We start from the raw sequence: 18,699 nt of genomic DNA on the forward strand, positions 1-18,699 counted from the left end.
CCCCTATTGATGTAGCATCTTTTTTATCCAAATGAGATAGCGCTGAACAATATTAATATCCGTTAACGTACTTAATGTCCGACATCCAACAACATCCTCTATTTCGTTACATAAAAAGTTGTTTTTCTCGTTAAAAATAAAGTCTATCCCTACCAAACCAAAGTCGAACAAAGAAATAATTTTCTTAATTAACGCTCTTTCTTTTTCATTTAACACATATATCTCAGCTTTACCGCCTAGCGTATAATTGGAGCGAAAATCATTAGAGGAGCTTCGTAATACTGCTCCGATAATTTCCTTACCTAGAACATAGACGCGGACATCTTTTCCCTGTTGTGCTAGCTTTTGAACGATAATATCTCCAGTTAAATTTTTAAAAACTGCTTGCAAATCAATTTTATTCTCAACTTTAAATACGTTTTTACCACCATGGCCATTCACATCTTTTACGATGAATGGATATGCTAACGGCACATGATGAGCTAATCTTTCAGTTGTCGTAAAGATTGTGTCTACCATTGGAATATTATGTTCAGCAAGTAATTGATGCGTTCGTGCTTTATCATTCGTAATCTCTGCTACCTCAGGAGGATTAAAAACAGCTACGCCTGCCAATTGCAGTTGTTTAGAAAACAAGGGATCGATACAGCGAACGACAGCAAAATCGGGTAATGAAGCCGGATAAACATATAATTGATTGTCTTGAACACCGATTAAAATATCTTCTCTCATCTTGAGCTCTAATTGGATACCAAGTGTACGAGCTTCTTGTAAAAACCATTCGATAAATTTTCCGTTTGCTTTGGCTCTCTCTTTCGTGTAAATCAGCCAACCTTTCAATTTTTTTATCTCTCCTCTATATCTTTTATATATTCCATCATTAATTGCGCAACATCCACTCCTGTGCAATCATGAATGTTTTTAAAATGTGCGTTGGAATTCACTTCGCATAAAATAGGTTCGCCTTTCTCACCAAATAGCAAGTCCACACCTGCAAAATCAGCACCAACCAATTGTGTTACTCGGATTGCAAGCTCCTCTTCTTCTTTCGAAGGTTGATAAGGATACATTTTTCCTCCAGCCGTTACATTCGCTCGAAAATCCGAATCTGAAACTCGTAGCATAGCGGCTACAACTTTGTCTCCAATAACTTGTAGTCTTGCATCTTTTCCTTTACTGGACTTGATAAACTCTTGAATAATATAAGGTTTATGAGCAAGCTGTTTTGTTAACTTCTGTAGATCTTGTTCTGTATGTATTAGATAAACTTGGTCCCCGAATGAACCAAAGACCTCTTTCACAATAATAGGATAATCAAAATGTGTTTCCATAATTTCTAGGTGTTTGTCATCTACAAGCTCTTGAAAAATTTTAGGAGCAATCATCGTTTTCGGCAGCGGAATCTGATGATTTGCAAGTATCTGAAACGTTAATGCTTTATCATCGCAGATTTCAATCGCACGCGCACTATTGTACACCTTCACACCCAGACTCTCTAACTGTCTAGCTAAATATAAGTCTTTATCCCAATAGAAAACAAAGTCCGGAAGTGTAGATTCCGAAAGCATTCCTACATTATTTTCAATTAAGACGAGCAACTCATTATTTGCACGTATTTCCATTCGAAAACCTTCATTTTCTCCAGCCTTTTTGAGCCATTCAATTTGCTCTAGAAACTTTTTGGAATGGAGATTACCATTGTATATAATCCAACCTACACTCTGCATATGCCATTCTCCTAAATTTTTACCACGTTATTTCTTAATTCTTTAAGCTAAGAATATCCCTTTTGGAAACCATTCGCAATATCTTTCTTCTTTTCCAGGAAAAATGGTTATGTTTAACCTACTTTAGGGAAATATACTACTGTATGTCATCAATATAGAAGAGAGGACGATAAACATGAGTAACAGTAACAAATCCAATGAAAATCCTCAGACGAATATCGAAAACGATGATACGCTAACAACGAGACAAGGTCATCCTGTCACCAATAATCAAAATATTCGTACTGTCGGAAACCGCGGTCCTGCCACGTTAGAAAACTATGATTTTATCGAAAAAATTAGTCATTTTGATCGTGAAAAGGTTCCTGAACGTATTGTGCATGCACGAGGCGCCGGAGCTCATGGTTATTTCGAAACATATGGAACGGTAGGAGATGAGCCTGTCTCCAAATATACGAGAGCGAAAGTATTCAACGGAAAAGGTAAACAGACCCCTGTATTTGTACGGTTTTCAACAGTTGTTGGTAACGCTGGATCTCCAGAGACAGCACGTGACCCGCGTGGTTTTGCTGTGAAATTTTACACGGAAGACGGAAACTGGGACTTAGTAGGAAATAATATTAAGATCTTCTTTATCCGAGATGCGATGAAATTCCCTGATATGATTCATGCATTTCGTGCCGATCCTGTAACAAACATGCAAGACCCTGAACGTTTCTTTGATTTCTGTGCTAATTCACCTGAATCCTTCCATATGGTCACATTTATTTACTCGCCATGGGGAATCCCTGCAAATTACCGAATGATGCAAGGTTCTGGAGTAAACACATACAAGTGGGTAAATAGTGAAGGTGAAGCTGTATTAGTGAAATATCACTGGCAACCTAAGCAAGGGATTAAAAATCTAACTGCTAAGGAAGCAGCAGAAATCCAAGCAAAAAGTGTGAATCACGCTACTCAAGATTTATACGAAGCCATCGAAAATGGTGATTATCCAGAATGGGAATTATTCGTTCAGATTATGGAAGACGGACCCCACCCAGAGCTAGACTTCGATCCATTAGATGATACGAAGCTATGGCCAGAAGACCAATTCCCATGGTTACCTGTAGGAAAAATGGTCTTAAATAAAAACCCAGAAAATTATCATATGGAAGTCGAGCAATCAGCATTCGGAACTGGTGTATTAGTTGATGGGTTGGATTTTTCTGATGATAAAATGTTACAAGGGAGAACTTTTTCCTATTCTGATACACAGCGCTATCGTGTAGGAGCTAACTACTTACAAGTACCAATTAATGCAGCTAAAAAACGTGTAGCGACAAATCAAGAAGGTGGACAACTACGCCATTTTAATGACAAAGCACCTGGTCAAAATCCACATGTAAACTACGAACCATCTGTACTTGGTGGATTAAAAGAAGCAGAGCAAGTTGGAAAAGAACATACACCTAAAGCTGAAGGAAATCTCGTTCGTGAATCCATTGATAGAAATGATAATACAAAACAGGCTGGTGAAACATATCGACAGTTTGAACAGTGGGAAAAGGACGAATTAATCAGCAACCTAGTAGATGATTTGTCTGTTTGTGATAAACGCATCCAAGATAAGATGATTGCACTTGCAGAAGAAGCAGATGAAGAGTATGGCCGTCGTTTAAGAGAAGGTATTGCTGAAAAGACGAAGCAAATGGGCAATAAGAAAATGGAAGCTGGCAAAGAGTTTCATCCATTAGGTAAAGATGATGCACATGAAGCTGTCGATGATGCAATTAAAAAAGGAAAAGATGCCGATCCTTACTAAGGTATAAATATAGAGGTGCCAGTATAACTGGTGCCTCTTTATTTTCTGGTGGACTAACAATTTTTCTATTTTCTGTTGACAAGAGACTTTATTACGCTTATCCTAATATCATGTAATTGATAATCATTTTCAATTAGAGGTGAAAAGGCGATGAAAAAAAGATATATAGTATTACTTATTGGACTATTACTACTACTAGCAGCTTGCACCAACGATTCGGAGGGGGAAGACAGTGCTAGTAGTTCAGATGACACGATTACATACGAATCTGAAAACGGTCCTGTAGAAGTACCTGCAAATCCTGAACGTGTAATTGTTCTCTCGACGTTCGCAGGTAACGTTTTAGCATTGGATACACCACTTGTAGGAGTCGATTCTTGGTCTAAAGGAAATCCAAACTATGACTTGGAAGGCGTAGAAGCGGTGTCTGATGACAATTTAGAAAAAATCATCGAGCTACAACCAGATCTTATTATTGGACTGTCAAGTATTAAAAACGTTGATAAGCTCAAAGAGATTGCACCTACGGTAACTTTTACTTATGGACAGCTTGACTATTTGGAACAACATTTAGAAATCGGTAAGTTGTTGAATAAGGAAGAAGAAGCACAGCAATGGATTGATGACTTTAAAGGACGTGCCATTGATTTAGGGGATCAAATTAGAGAAGAAATCGGCCCAGATGCGACCGTTTCAGTTATCGAAAACTTTGATAAGGAATTATATGTTTTCGGCGATAACTGGGCACGTGGTACAGAGATTTTATATCAAGAAATGCGATTACCAATGCCAGAAAAGGTGAAAGAAACCGCACTGGAAGACGGTTATGCTTCTCTTTCTTTAGAAGTGCTTCCTGAGTATGTGGGAGATTATTTAATTGTTAGTAAAAACGAAGATTCATCTTCTTCCTTTATGGATACGGAAACGTTTCAAAATATTCCTGCTGTTAAGAATGGAAACGTGTTTGTAGCGGATGCAACAAAATTCTATTTCAATGACCCGATCACATTAGATTATCAACTTGATTTTTTTGAAGAAAATTTTCTTCCTTAATAAGGGTGGACTTAGCTTAAAGATGAAAATTCGGCTCAAATAGCCATCTTCATCCAGAATCATTTAAAGTGATGGGATAGCTTCATTATATATTGTAAAATGATAGATGACCTACTTCATTCTTGTAGAGTCATCTATTTCTTTAGGAAGTGAATGACATATGAAAAATAAAGCTTTTATATGGATTATCGTAATGATAATGCTATTTCTTTCTGTTATCTTAGCGTTGGCTTTCGGTGCAGCTGATGTCACCTATAAAGAGGCATGGCAAGCTGTCACGATGACAGCTACATCCGAAACGATAACCATGTTGCAGGAATTAAGAATACCTCGCGTGATTGGTGCAATAACGGTAGGTGCCGCACTCGCGTTAGCAGGTGCAATGATGCAAGGTGTCACTCGTAACCCTTTAGCAGATCCTGGCTTGTTAGGTGTTACAGCTGGAGCCAATGCCGCTTTGGCGTTAACTTTAGCATTTTTCCCTGCTAGTAATTATTTAATGATTACTCTTGCTTGCTTTATCGGTGCGGCGATTGGAACAATCTTAGTCGTATTAGTTGGTACACTTGCACCAAGTGGTTTTTCCCCAATACGAATTGTACTAGCAGGTGCGGCAATTTCTGCTTTTCTATACGCAATTGCAGATGGCGTCAGCATAGCGTTTCAAATATCAAAAGATGTATCGATGTGGACTGCTGGTGGGCTAATTGGCTTGAGCTGGGCACAGTTGCAAATCGCCTTACCTTTTGTCATTGTCTGTATCGTTCTAGCACTTTTACTATCTAATCAATTATCGATTTTACGAATGAGTGAGGATGTTGCAGTAAGTCTAGGTCAAAATGTAATTCTCATAAAAATTGCAATCTATACGTTAATAACGATACTAGCTGGTACTGCCGTTGCTCTAGTTGGCAACTTAGCCTTTGTTGGTTTAATGATTCCTCATATCGCAAGGAGGATTGTCGGCTCAGATTATAAGAAAATTTTACCGATATCCGTACTAATAGGTGGTATGTTTATGGTTTTAGCGGACCTTGTAGGAAGAACGATTAATGCTCCATTCGAAACACCCGTTGTTGCAATTGTTTCCGTCCTTGGATTACCTTTCTTCCTTCTCATTGTGTATAAAGGAGTGAAAGCATCATGATAGAAAACAAGCAATACAAAAGTAGACATTTTATCATTTTTATGGTGCTTCTCGTACTCACACTTGTAACGGTCGTAGTCAGTCTAGGTATCGGCTATTCTACAGTAACAATTGACCGTATTATACCTACTTTGTTTGGATTAGGTAGCTTTGAGGAAGAGTTCATTCTCTTTTCTGTTCGATTACCAAGAATACTTATTACACTCCTTGCAGGGATAGCTCTAGCTGTTTCAGGTTCCATTCTTCAAAGTATTACACAAAACGATTTAGCGGACCCGGGTATTATCGGAATTAATTCTGGTGCCGGCATTGGTGTTGCACTCTTCTTTCTATATTTCCCTATGGATGCCGGTTCCTTTGTATATATGCTTCCAATCGTTGCGTTTATTAGTGCACTCGTCATTGCTGTATGTATCTATTTCTTTTCGATACAAAAAGGAGCAGGTATTCAACCAATTAAATTAATTCTTGTCGGAGTCGGTTTTTCAATGGCTTGTTCTGGAGCAATGGTAGTGCTCATTTCATCTGCGGAGAGAGAGCGGGTAGATTTTATCGCGAAATGGTTGGCGGGATCTATTTGGGGGACCGATTGGCCGTATATTGTAGCGTTGCTTCCGTGGCTCGTTCTACTCATCCCATTTGTTCTTTGGAAAGCGAATAAACTTGATCTATTAAGCTTCAGTGAAGAAGTTGCTGTTGGAGTTGGCGTCTCGGTCCATCGTGAGCGAACATTATTGTTATTAGCGGCGGTCGCCTTAGCAGCTGCAGCTGTTTCTGTAACTGGAGGGATTTCTTTTATTGGATTGATGGCACCACATATTGCGAAACAGTTAGTAGGGCCAAAAAATGGATTATTTATCCCGATCGCGATGCTGATTGGTGGGGTCTTACTATTAATTGCAGATACGATTGGTAGAAATGTAGCGGAGCCTGAAGGTATTGCAGCAGGAATTATTACTGCATTAATCGGTGCGCCTTATTTTATCTATTTACTAATGAAAAAGTAGAACAGATTCAAATCTATTATAAAAAAACAGCCGAAGGGTAACCAATTGTTATTCCTTCGGCGTCATATGGGGGAAACAGTTTACAAATTTCATACTTATTTAACTGCGCCTTCTGTAATGCTCGCAATAAATAAACGATTGAAACATAAGAAAATAATAATCAATGGGACAGTTGCCCAGAAAACTCCGGACATTAACATGCCATAATCTACTTTAAATGTATTGTTTAAAGATGCTAATGCTACTTGAATCGTATATTTTTCAGGATCTCTCAATACGGTAAATTGCCATAAGAACTCACCCCAGACAGCCGTGAACACGATAATTCCAAGTGTCGCAAACGCTGGTAAAATAATAGGCAAAACGATACTTCGGTATATTCGAAAATTGGAGCACCCATCTAATTTAGAAGCCTCAATTAGTTCATCAGGTACCGCTTCACTCACATATTGGCGCATAAGAAAAATTCCCAAAGGATTTAGAAAAAATAATATCATTACCCCAGACAATGTATCCAAAAGACCCGCTTGTGAAATCAAATAATACTGAGGTATTAACCCTAATTGTGGTGGAATGACCATGGTTAATAAAATACCTACGAACAGTAGGTTTTTACCTGGAAATTTAAATTTTGCAAAAGCAAATCCAGCTAATGAACTAATAAGTAAGACAACTAGCGTAACAGCAGTACAAATAATTACTGTGTTGCCCAGTGCTTTAAAAAACTCAATTTGCTCTAATACTTTTTGGAAGTTTTCCACTAGCAACCCACCTGGTGTAACAATTGGTGGCACAGAACTAAATGCCGCACTAGGACGTGTCGCCATAACAAACATCCAATAAAAAGGAAATAGCGATAATAAGGATGCTAATGTAAGAAATGCATAAATAAATATGGAGCTAGCGGAAATTTTTCTTTTTCTCCGCGAGACCGTTTTGCTCATAATTGTTTCACTCACTGCGAACACCTCGCTTCTTACCAATTCTAGAAGTAAGTAATAAATTGATAGCTGATGCAATGACAATAAAGATTAATAGTATAATCGCAGTAGCGGATGCTGTACCAAACGATTGCAAACGAAAGGCATCACGGTATAAATACATCACCACTGTCATTGCCTCATCTCGCGTAAAAGCATTGTTCCCTAAAAAGACGGTTGGTTCGGCAAATAGTTGCAATGCACCAACAGTTGAGAAGAATACAGTCAACAAAATAAACGGTCTCAGTAATGGTAGAGTGATGTGTAATAACTGTTGCATTTTACTCGCGCCATCTATCGTCGCTGCTTCGTAATATTCGTTCGAAATACTTTGCAGTCCTGCTAAGTAAATAATCGTATTATATCCAACCCATCTCCAAAACACCATTAAGGAAATGGCAATTTTCGTTCCCCATTCAGACGTTTTCCAGTTCACAGGATCAAATCCAAAAACAGATAACGTATAGTTTGCTAAGGATGCTTCGTGGTTACTGAAAATGACACTAAATATTAATGCAACTGCAACCATCGAAGTAATATAAGGCATAAAAATCGTAACTCGAAAGAACTGTTTGAGTTTTAAATACGCCAAATTTAAGAGAAAAGCCAGAATTATCCCTACTATTAATTGGGGAGCAGTCCCCATAACACCAATAATCAACGTGTTATAAAGTGATTTCCAAAACAACGGATCTTCTAAAACGACTCGAAAATTATCAAGACCGACAAACGTCATAGGAGCCAGTCCATCCCACTTTTGGAACGCTAAATATAGACTGTATACTGCCGGATATAAACCTACTAAACTAAAAATGATAAAGAAGGGAGATACGTAAAGATATGCTGATATCATATCTTTCTTTTCTTCGGAAACAAACCTCTTCTTTGAAACTATCATTTTCACTCCCCTTTTCTTCTTTCCAGTAAATATAATGAGGCAAGAAAAAATCAGAAGAATGAGACTAGTACAAAACCAAAATATATAGCAGGAAACCGAAAGATAATACGGTAATAATGCTACTAGCCAAGTCAAAATACAAGACTCCTGCAGAAAAAGCAAAAGACGAAAATCCATTACAAAAGTCTCGCAAGACTTTTGTAATTAGTTGAGGCGTTGCCTGCGGAAAGCGAAGTATTTTGACAAGGCTTTATTATAATATTAGGCTATTGAATGATAAAAAAATTCTGTCCTAGTACATTCTTTTCTGATAAATCTTATCTACTTACTAATCCTTTTGCTCTTTCTACAGCTGCTTCCCACTCTTCTTCTGGATCAGCACCATCTTGAACATTTATTAAAGCGTTATTAAATTCATTATGAACGGCAACATATTTTTCACCTTTGTAAATCGTTCCACTTACATCTTGTGCAGCTTCAGCAAAAACAACGGATGAAACTTGACCACCAAAGAACTCATCACCATTATTTTTAAACTCATCCTGCTCATAAACCTCTGGTGCTGAAGGGAATAGTCCATGACTTTGGAAGGATTTCAACTGACCCTCTGCACTCGTCAACCAGCTAATAAAGTCATAAGCAGCTTGACTATGTTCGGTTTCTGCTGGTATCGCTAAATAAGATCCACCCCAGTTAGCCGAAAACTCAGAAGGTAATGTAGCTACTCTAAATTTACCTGTAGCATCAGGAGCATTTTCTTCCAACCAACCTTTTAACCAGCCAGCTCCTAGTTCCGCAGCAAAGCCACCTTCATTCACTGCATTCGCCCATTCTGGTGACCATAATGTAAAATTACCAACTAATCCTGCTTCATGTAGTTCTACAGCAAAGTCGTATGCTTTTTTTACTGCACTTCCATCCTCTTCTACAATCAGTTCACCATCAGGATTTAAGTAACCTTCCTCAGCTGCATCCAAGTATGCTCGAAATGCCATTTCAATACTGTCAACAAAAGGCTTGCCTGTTTTCTCCTTTACTTGTTTACCTGCTTCAATAAAAGCTTCTGGAGAATCAATTAGTGCTTCTACTTCTTCAGGCTCTGTTGGTAAACCTGCTTCCTCAAACACATCCGTTCTATAGTAAAGCGCTTTCGGACCGATGTCCGTAGGAAGACCAAATAAGAAATCTCCGTCTAGATTTTCACCACCCTGCCATTTCCAATCTAGATAGTTACCTTCGATTTCTTCAGCACCTAAATCATATAAATTCACAAATCGATCTTGAGCATTTTTAAAACGATCGAACTGATCAATCTCTAGTAACACTATATCTGGTGCGCCACTACCTGCTGACAGTGCATTAAATAAAGCATCATGATGTTCATCTGTTTCAGAAGTTTTAAATTTTATTTGAACATTTGGATTTTCTTCCTCATACTCAGCAGCCATTTCCTCATAGTTGGTTGCACCAAATGCCCAGAAATTCAATGTAATCTCTTCTTCATTATTTGAACTTTCTTCTGTGTTCGTATCTGTATCGTTGGAAGTATCCGCGTTAGAGTTTGATGATTCCTTACTTTCTCCACTACTACATGCTACTAAAACAAAGACAGTAATCATTGTAAGCACGAGCATCGATAATTTCTTCACACTAATTCCTCCCTAATTTTCTTATATTTTAATGAAGTACTCAAAATCGAAATCGCTTTCGATTTTGAGTATATTTAAATGATCGAATCAAATCATTTACAATCTTTTCTCATAACAAGATTTTGGTTCATCTTATTTTTATCTATGAAAGATGATTTATTAGTATGTTGTCATCTGTAATTTCTCTTTTACATAGGGTGCAATTCCAAAGAAGTAGTCTTACTTAACCCAACTAACCACTCAATCCCTACCTAACAAAACCTGTTTGTTAAACAGCTAATACCCCCTTTTGTATTTCCAATTTCAATCTTAAATAAGTAACACCCCCATTTATTAACGCTTTAATAAAGTAATTACGTAAAGCGCTTTCGTAATCATGATATTAGAATATGAAAATATTGTCAACACATTTTTTGTGAAAATATACTAGAAATTTGTCAAACTTTAAAAGCCTTACGATGAAAGAGGTAGTACAAATATTCTATTCTTGTTTATCAAGACCTTCTTAGATGAATACGATATCTTTTACACATAAAAAATCTACTACGCGATTACAACCGAGCAGTAGAGTTGATCATCATTTTAACTTTTTAGTAGATTTTCTCTCTATTAAAGTAACGGGAACCATAACGCCTAGAGGAATTTTCTTTTTGATATTAATTTGTTTTAATAACATGTCTGCTGCTTGTTGACCAATTGTTTGAGAATCTTGCCTGATTGTCGTAAGACTTGGTGTAACATATTGAGATAATTCGATATCATCAAAACCTACGACTGAGATATCATCTGGAATTTGTAAACCTGCTTCTTGGATTGCCTTCATCGCCCCAATCGCCATCATATCACCAGCAGCAAATATTGCGGTCGGCCTGTCAGCAACCTGAAGCAATTGTTGCATTGCTTTGTAGCCACCCATAACACCAAAGAGACCTCCGTCTACGACATAGTTCTGACTGACTTCCAGGCCTAACTCCTCCATTGCTTGTAAAAAACCATTCTTTCTAGCCTTCCCTGCAAATGTATGCTCTCCACCAGCAATATGAGCAATTTTTTCATGACCTAGAGAGTGGAGATACTTAACTACTTCTTTACTACCATCTAAGTTATCACTATTAACTGTACTTACTTTTGGATGTTGTAAATCAATGAAAACACTTGGAATGTCATGATCAACAATTTCTTGGACATCTTTTGTTAATTTAATTGGTGAAACAACGATTACCCCATCTACTCCACGCTGTTTAAACCTTTCAATATAACCTGTTTTCCGTTGTTCGATTTTCTTTGAAATTAACAACAAATCGTAGCCGGCATCTTCCATTTCTTTACGAAAACTTTCTATAACGGCACTAAAGAACGGGTGATGGATACCGTTGTTTAATTCCTCGATATACACGACGCCTATCGTCCAATATTTTTTAGTCATTAAGGATCTAGCATTAGAGCTTGGGTGATATCCTAATTCTTCAATTGTTTTTAGAATTTTTTTCCTCGTTTTTTGACTAACATCTGGATAATTATTAATTACCTTGGACACAGTTGTTATGGAAAACCCGGATTTTTTTGCAATATCATAAATAGTTGGCATATTATCACTCCTAGACACAGTATCGGCTTCGATATTTCTTATTGGGATTGAGAGGTGGAGTGGTAAAAGTATGTAAGTGTATAAAAAGAAAGGGGTTTCGTTAGGGTTATTTCTATTAAACCATATATAAAGAAAAAGGTATAATTTTTTAATTGGAGATGCGGATTATTTATTACTAGAGTTATTTTAAACATCTATACAATCTTAAAAAACCTCAAGCAGCAGACTTGAGGTCCCATCTATATTTATTTAATTTTACTTTGTCTAATCAGTCCAAAAATAATTGGGATAAATAGCGCGATGAGGAAAATTGTCATTGGTAATGCGCCTAAGTCCTCTGAAACTCCCTCTGAAACGAGGATAATCTCTACGATTAGATAGGCAAACATAAGCGACATAATATTTTTCATTTGATTAAGTAGTTTACGACTATTTAAGTAGAATTGCTCTGCATTTTCCTCCGTTAATCTCGAAGGATAATTATGAAACTGCGGATTTCTTTCAAAGAATTCCGTTAACAATATCGTAAATGTTCCAATGAGTGGTAGAATAATAATCTCCATTTTTGAGCCCCAACGCGTCACTTCTCCAGAGTAACTAAAATGAGCAGGTATTTCATCAGGTAGTTGGAAAAATTTAAATATTAAAAACAAAATAGCCAATATATATGCGGAATAACCAATAATATTAAATATGACTTCTGCCTTTGTTTTCGGTATTTTTATCTTTGACAGGTCTACGTTCATACTCGTTCTCCCTTTCATTCCAATATCTCTAATAAAAGGATACCATATCTCCGCAATCTTAAAAAATATAGCTAATGATGACAGCGATAAGGAAAGGCAAAAGAGTACCGTTCTTAGAGGATTATATTCCTAGAAGAGTTTGTTCAAGAGGTGGACAACGGTATTTGAATAATACATGATGTACGGTTTAAATGAACAGAACTAGTAAATTTGTTTTATTTGTCCATTTCAACAGCTGCAATACCATCAATTTCAACTAAGACATCTGGTCGCGAAAAACCGGAGACAAAGAGGACTGTGATTAATGGTGGATGAGATAAATCTGCTATATATTCTTGGAATACACTTAGACCAATGCGTGGGTCACATCCAGTTAATAAATAGATGTTCAGCTTTATAAGATGGCTAAAGTCAGCATTTTCTGAGGCTAATGCTAGTTCAATATTTTTTAAAACTTGTCTAGCCTGAAGTTCGAAATCATTTATGCCTACTATCTCTCCATTCTCATTCGCGGCGTTTTGACCTCCAATATAGATTGTTTTAGCATGACCACTTACTGTTATGGTTTGGGTAAAAATCTTTGATGAAAATAAACCTTCAGGATTTTTATGTTCCATCTTAAATACACTCAATGATTATTCTCCTTTCTAAATTTATACATTTTACCCTTTTTCCTTATATTAAGCACTTTATTGTAATTATTATAAAGGAGGTTAGATTACCAGTCAATTTACAAAGAAAAATATTCCATTTTGCTCTACAGCTAATCATCCATACAATAATAAAAACCCGAAAAATTAATTTCGGGCTTTCAAAATAATTCATTATTATTTTACAATTAAGGCTGGGCAATCGACTCGTTTCATAACTTTATGACTAACACTACCTAGAACCATTTCCTGAAGAGCATTTAATCCTCGACTACCTATGACTACCAAATCTACATTTTGCTCATTCGCATACTTTACAATTTCAGGACCAGGTCGACCTCTTAATATTGTCGTTTTGTAATTAGCGTTCACTTCATTTAAATATTGAATTACATTTGAATTTTTCTTACGTCGCTCGATCTCAACTTCTTCTTGTGAATTGGAGTGAAGAACATCATATTTTGCCTTATCCATATCAATTACATAGACCACATTAATGATAGATTTTGTATTAGTAGATGCGATTTTCACTGCTTCTTTAGCTGCACGCAAAGCATTGTCTGATCCGTCTGAAGCTAATAAAATATGTTGATACATTATGACACCCTCCTTTAATTTGAAGAATATAGACTATTGAGTTTTTCCACCAACTTCTTGCTAGAAGCATCAATTTCAATTATCTCAGCGTCAATACCTCGTTCTTTTAATAGAGTGCTAACCTTTACTAAAGCACCTACACTAGAATCATCCCATACCCTTGTCTCTGATAAATCGATTAAGATGCTCTTCTCCTTAATATCTTCCTTCTTAAAGAAGTCAACAAAATCATCAATTGATGCAAAGAATAGTTGTCCATGAACAATATAACGATTCCCGTCTTTAGTAATTTTAACCTTTGATATTTTTACTACAAAGAAAATGGCACTTAATAATACACCAACAAGAACACCTTTTGAAAGATCATTTGTATAAACTACAATTCCGACTGTAGCTACCATAACAATTGCATCTGTACGCGGAGCCTTCACTAAATATTTAAAGGAACTCCAATCAAATGTACCGATACTAACCATAATCATGATACCTACTAGAACAGGCATCGGTATTTGAACGACTAAATCACCTAGTACCATAATTAGGAACATCAAGAAGACACCAGCAATTAATGTAGATAATCTTCCACGGCCTCCTGATTTTACATTAATAACAGACTGGCCAATCATGGCACATCCTGCCATACCACCAAAGAAGCCTGTTATAAAGTTTGCAATCCCTTGACCACGTGATTCCTTGTTTTTGTTACTTTCTGTTGCGGTCATGTCATCTACTATCTGTGAAGTAAGTAATGATTCTAATAAACCTACAATTGCTAACGATAGAGAATAGGGAAATATAATCTGTAATGTTTCGAATGTAAATGGTACATTCGGAATTAAGAATGTAGGTAGTGACTGTGTAATCGCCCCTAAGTCACCAACCGTTCTAAGTTCTACACCAGTAAAGATAGCGATTGATGTTAATACTACTAGTGCAATCAGTGGGGCTGGAACGACTTTAATAAAACGTGGTAAAGTGTATAGTAAGAGTAATGTAATTGCGACAAATACGTATGTCATCGTTGATATGCCAATGAAATGTTCAATCTGTGCCATAAAAATAAGGATTGCCAATGCATTAACAAAGCCTATCATTACAGCATTCGGTATAAACTTCATTACTTTAGCAACTTTAAATATCCCGAATATAATTTGAATAATACCTGTTAAAATAGTTGCTGCAAGTAAATAATCGAGACCATACTCCCGAACTAACGGAACCATCAGTAATGCCATTGCACCAGTAGCTGCAGAAATCATTCCTGGTCGACCACCGGCAAAGGCAATAACAACTGCTATAATGAAAGAAGCATGTAAACCTACCATTGGGTCTACCCCTGCTATGATAGAAAAGGCAATTGCCTCTGGAATTAAAGCAAGTGCTACGACTATTCCACTTAAGATGTCACCGCGTATATTGCCGAACCATTGTTGTTTGATTGTTTGCATGTTAATCTCCTTCTCTGAATTGCTCATAACATTGTATCATGGTTCTTCCCAAAAAGGAACCATTTTAGGAATAATAGGAGTGAATAAATATGATATATGGCTATGTGAGGCCACTATATAACGACGAAAATTCTAAAGACCAGTTACATTTATTAAATAAAAAGTGTGATCAAATTTTTCAAGAAGAGCACGGTACTCCCAAAAAAAGAACTCAGCTAGAAGCATTACTAATGGAGTTAAAACCTGGTGATTGTATTGTTGTCGATAGGATGGTTGCTCTAGCAGACTCTTTTCATCATCTCATTGAGCTATTAAAAATATGCAAAAAAGACAATGTAACCATACATTTTCTAAACGAAAAAATCAAAAGTGACGAGTTACTTACTATTTACTTACAAGAGATAATGATACATGTGCTTCAATTCCAATCTGAATTAATAAAGCAATCTACTACAATTGGAATGCAGCAAGCTAGGGAAAGTGGTAAAACCGTAGGCCGTCCGAAAAAGTCAGATGAAAATGTAAACAAAGCTATTGCAATGTATAATGAAGGATATAAACTTATTGAGATAAAAAATGAAACGGGTATAAGTAAATCCACTCTCTATCGGTACTTAGAAGCTCTTGATAACGAATGAAACTTGATTGAATGGAGGAATTGACTTTAAGACAATCCGAAACGAATTTAATAATCGTGAGGTTTTGCTACACCAGGAGAATAGATTAACTTTTTTTGAGGATGCTAAGCAGCACAATAATAAACAGATAAAAGAATCAGTAGATTAAGTATCACAATTTCGATACCCTAAATTTTAAAATGTAACTAAAAAGACGCTAGTGCCCTAGCGTCTTTCTGTATTATCATTCTATTTTCCCGCTAACACGTCTAATTGCAAAGATAGTAACACCCACTAATAAAAGAGCTAAACCTAAGAACAAGAAAGTATATATGCTTGTTGCTGTATTTGGTAACAACGCTTTTTCGTCACTTTCCGTTGCTATATTTTTTGCTGTATTATTAGCTTGTGTTGTTTCTGATCCAGCATCCGAGTTGACTTCATCATTGGTTGATTCATTTACTGCAGTATCATCATTTTCACCATCCGGGCTGACTTCTTTGTCAGGTGACCCATTATTAACAATATTGTCAGAATCAATCTCCTCTGCTTCGAAAACTGCAAAAGTACTGAAATGATCCGTTGTTCCCGTTACTGTACCGTCTTCAGCGTTATATTTACCACCAATATTTTCCCATTTATTCGTCGTTTCATTTAGATAATACACTTGTAAATGATCTACATTGTTAGCATTTTCCGCATTTACTTTGAAAGCTAGGGTGATAGGGTGTTCTTCAAACTCGCTGATTGTTTCATTACCTTGCGTAATTGTGAATTTATAAGCATCACTAAAACTATTAGTCACTTTATTTAAATTCTCTATTTTAATCTCAACATCTAAATTACGTGCAAATACGGATGCAGGTATAGATGTTGTAACACCTGCTTTTTCTAATACAATCGTTAAATCATTTTCTATCAATGCATTTACTTGATTTACTGATAATTTATGTGAATCGCCTTTTACTTGTGCTGTTATTTGAGCCTTCTCTTCGTCGACTTTATATCCTTCATTTTCTGGGTAGATATCATTGAGTTGTTCAATATACCAGTTAAAAGCATCTACCCCTATGATTGCATCATTATTCAATAACATATCCAGTGTTTCAAAATCATATGCTTCAACATCAATCAAGTCTAAAACAGCATTTCTTAATTTAGGTAATTTTCTTAATACCTTAATGTCCTTAATATTAGTCTCATATAAAGCAACTTCAAATAATTCTTGCAAATGCTCTAAAACAGATATATCTGTTACATTAGGTGCTCCTAATCCTAAACTAATAATCTTGTTTAAGTTTTTTAGAACAGAAATATCTGAAACATTTGTAAAATCTAAATTTAAAAATTCCAGTTCAGTTAACTTTTCAAGAGCTGAAATATCTGAAACATTTGTAGATTCTAAACTCAAAGATTTCAGTTCCGTTAACTTTTCAAGAGCCGAAATATCTGAAACATTCGTTTTTGCTACATTTAAAGATTTTAATTGTGTAAGATCTTTAATAACTGAAAGATCTTCGATATTTGTATTGTATAAATTAATCACTTCTACACTATTTAATTCTTCTATTACCTTAGTATCTTCTATGTTTACGTTCATCACGCTAAGAGTTTCTAGGTTCACTGCATGCTCAAGGCCTTTTAATGATATACTATCATCTTTATCCTTATCATAATCCCATAAGTTTAAGTAGAACTCTTCTAGGTTTTCCATATCTAATATAGTTACATTTTCGGATTCAATCCCTAACTTTTTCCTCACAGTGTCACGAACTCTATCATGCTTAAATTCTACGATTTCAGTTTCTTCATCATTAGACTCTTCTATTTCTTCATCTGTATTAGTAACTGCTAGTTGATTATCTAACTCTGGTTGTTCTTCAGGATTATTTTGCTCATTATTTGGATCATCGTTCGTTTCACTTTCTAATTCTTGCTCATCAGACTCAACTGTATGATCTAATCCTTCTAAATTGTCCTCTTCCAGAACTACTTCCTTTGTATTGTTTTCTGAAGTACTTTCACTTTCTTCAACACTTTCAATGTCTTTTAAATTTGGATAATTACTCTCTTCCGTGTTTTCTTGCTCCGCCAATTGCTCATCAGCTTCACTTCCTTCATATGTAATCGCAGATAATGGCGTTGTAACGAATGATATCATTAACACTAAAGCAATAAAGGTACTATAAATTTTTTTAGAAAAATTGTTATTCATGTTATTCCTCCTCAAATTTTACTACTAATATTCTTAAGATGACTCTTATGTCTATTTCAGTTTTAAAGGTCAAAATTTGTAATATCTCCCCTGCTTCACCTCTTCTTCAATAATGCTCATTAACTTTACCTTATACTCATGTTTCAAAGTATATTTAATGAAGGATTCTACGTGCTCTACCTCTGCAGCTAGCTCTCTCATCACTTTATTTGCAGCATCACGATAATCTCCAGAAAGTCCTGTGTGTAACATGAATTCTCCTAAGTCGTTTTCATAGATATTAGAATTTAGCGTAATTGTTACTTTCTTCTTTCCATCCATTATGAATAATTCTGGCTCGACACTTACCATTCCTGGATATACAAACACTTCCATATTATCGACCTGAGCGAATTTTTGGAAATTTGCCATGTTATCATCTCCAAATGTTTTTATTTCACATCTTATAGCTTTATCCTTCTCTTTGATTATCGATTACTGGTATGTCAACACTAAACTGAACAATTTTTTAAAGGTAAACAAACTTATTTATAGCGCTCAAAATTTTAGCTCTCAGATGGAAAATAGTGCGTG

The 18,699-nt window shown here is 36.0% G+C and carries 17 protein-coding genes; 5 read left to right on the top strand and 12 right to left on the bottom strand.

The window, feature by feature from the left end:
- Positions 1–3: 3 nt before the first annotated feature.
- Positions 4–840, bottom strand: coding sequence for an ATP-grasp domain-containing protein (locus GGQ92_RS11755; RefSeq protein ID WP_184248987.1), 837 nt, complete (start codon positions 838–840; stop codon positions 4–6).
- 5 nt (positions 841–845) lie between these two features.
- Positions 846–1,727: a RimK family alpha-L-glutamate ligase gene (locus GGQ92_RS11760; protein ID WP_184248990.1), complete on the bottom strand. Its 882-nt coding sequence runs from the start codon at positions 1,725–1,727 to the stop codon at positions 846–848.
- Positions 1,728–1,902: 175 nt separating this feature from the next.
- On the opposite strand from GGQ92_RS11760, the gene GGQ92_RS11765 reads away from it, so the two are divergent.
- The 4 genes from GGQ92_RS11765 to GGQ92_RS11780 all read left to right on the top strand — a co-directional run bounded on the left by GGQ92_RS11765 (position 1,903) and on the right by GGQ92_RS11780 (position 6,738).
- Positions 1,903–3,531, top strand: coding sequence for a catalase (locus GGQ92_RS11765; protein WP_184248993.1), 1,629 nt, complete (start codon positions 1,903–1,905; stop codon positions 3,529–3,531).
- A 150-nt stretch (positions 3,532–3,681) separates the two neighbouring features.
- Positions 3,682–4,584, top strand: coding sequence for an iron-hydroxamate ABC transporter substrate-binding protein (locus GGQ92_RS11770; RefSeq protein WP_184248995.1), 903 nt, complete (start codon positions 3,682–3,684; stop codon positions 4,582–4,584).
- 160 nt (positions 4,585–4,744) lie between these two features.
- Complete coding sequence (locus tag GGQ92_RS11775) at positions 4,745–5,731, top strand: FecCD family ABC transporter permease (protein ID WP_184248997.1); 987 nt, start codon at positions 4,745–4,747, stop codon at positions 5,729–5,731.
- Positions 5,728–6,738, top strand: coding sequence for a FecCD family ABC transporter permease (locus tag GGQ92_RS11780; RefSeq protein WP_184248999.1), 1,011 nt, complete (start codon positions 5,728–5,730; stop codon positions 6,736–6,738). The genes GGQ92_RS11775 and GGQ92_RS11780 overlap by 4 nt, the downstream gene beginning before the upstream one ends.
- 95 nt (positions 6,739–6,833) lie before the next feature.
- Here GGQ92_RS11780 and GGQ92_RS11785 read toward each other — a convergent pair whose 3' ends face one another.
- The 8 genes from GGQ92_RS11785 to GGQ92_RS11820 all read right to left on the bottom strand — a co-directional run bounded on the left by GGQ92_RS11785 (position 6,834) and on the right by GGQ92_RS11820 (position 15,294).
- The gene (locus GGQ92_RS11785; protein WP_184249036.1) at positions 6,834–7,682 is read right to left on the bottom strand and encodes a carbohydrate ABC transporter permease; all 849 of its coding nucleotides are present in this window, start codon (positions 7,680–7,682) and stop codon (positions 6,834–6,836) included.
- A 7-nt stretch (positions 7,683–7,689) separates the two neighbouring features.
- Positions 7,690–8,616: a carbohydrate ABC transporter permease gene (locus tag GGQ92_RS11790; protein WP_184249002.1), complete on the bottom strand. Its 927-nt coding sequence runs from the start codon at positions 8,614–8,616 to the stop codon at positions 7,690–7,692.
- A gap of 317 nt (positions 8,617–8,933) precedes the next feature.
- Positions 8,934–10,271 carry an ABC transporter substrate-binding protein gene (locus tag GGQ92_RS11795; protein WP_425486407.1) on the bottom strand — a complete coding sequence of 446 codons (1,338 nt, stop codon included), beginning with the start codon at positions 10,269–10,271 and terminating at the stop codon, positions 8,934–8,936.
- A gap of 571 nt (positions 10,272–10,842) precedes the next feature.
- Positions 10,843–11,853 (bottom strand): LacI family DNA-binding transcriptional regulator, encoded by a 1,011-nt coding sequence (locus GGQ92_RS11800; RefSeq protein WP_184249005.1) that lies wholly within the window; start codon positions 11,851–11,853, stop codon positions 10,843–10,845.
- 245 nt (positions 11,854–12,098) lie between these two features.
- Positions 12,099–12,599: a DUF1648 domain-containing protein gene (locus GGQ92_RS11805; RefSeq protein WP_184249008.1), complete on the bottom strand. Its 501-nt coding sequence runs from the start codon at positions 12,597–12,599 to the stop codon at positions 12,099–12,101.
- Between the two features lie 215 nt (positions 12,600–12,814).
- Entirely contained in the window at positions 12,815–13,231 is a 417-nt protein-coding gene (locus tag GGQ92_RS11810; RefSeq protein WP_184249011.1) for a RidA family protein, read from the bottom strand.
- A 195-nt stretch (positions 13,232–13,426) separates the two neighbouring features.
- A complete protein-coding gene (locus GGQ92_RS11815; protein ID WP_184249014.1) occupies positions 13,427–13,846 on the bottom strand; it encodes a universal stress protein in 420 nt (139 codons plus the stop codon).
- A gap of 14 nt (positions 13,847–13,860) precedes the next feature.
- Positions 13,861–15,294, bottom strand: coding sequence for a SulP family inorganic anion transporter (locus GGQ92_RS11820; protein ID WP_184249017.1), 1,434 nt, complete (start codon positions 15,292–15,294; stop codon positions 13,861–13,863).
- 89 nt (positions 15,295–15,383) lie between these two features.
- Here GGQ92_RS11820 and GGQ92_RS11825 point away from each other — a divergent pair, with 89 nt between their 5' ends.
- A complete protein-coding gene (locus GGQ92_RS11825; protein WP_184249020.1) occupies positions 15,384–15,932 on the top strand; it encodes a recombinase family protein in 549 nt (182 codons plus the stop codon).
- Positions 15,933–16,155: 223 nt separating this feature from the next.
- Here GGQ92_RS11825 and GGQ92_RS11830 read toward each other — a convergent pair whose 3' ends face one another.
- Positions 16,156–18,126, bottom strand: coding sequence for a leucine-rich repeat domain-containing protein (locus tag GGQ92_RS11830; RefSeq protein WP_184249023.1), 1,971 nt, complete (start codon positions 18,124–18,126; stop codon positions 16,156–16,158).
- Positions 18,127–18,195: 69 nt separating this feature from the next.
- Entirely contained in the window at positions 18,196–18,537 is a 342-nt protein-coding gene (locus GGQ92_RS11835; RefSeq protein ID WP_184249026.1) for a hypothetical protein, read from the bottom strand.
- Positions 18,538–18,699 lie beyond the last annotated feature (162 nt).

Source organism: Gracilibacillus halotolerans, assembly GCF_014206945.1.
Lineage (GTDB): Bacteria > Bacillota > Bacilli > Bacillales > Amphibacillaceae > Gracilibacillus > Gracilibacillus halotolerans.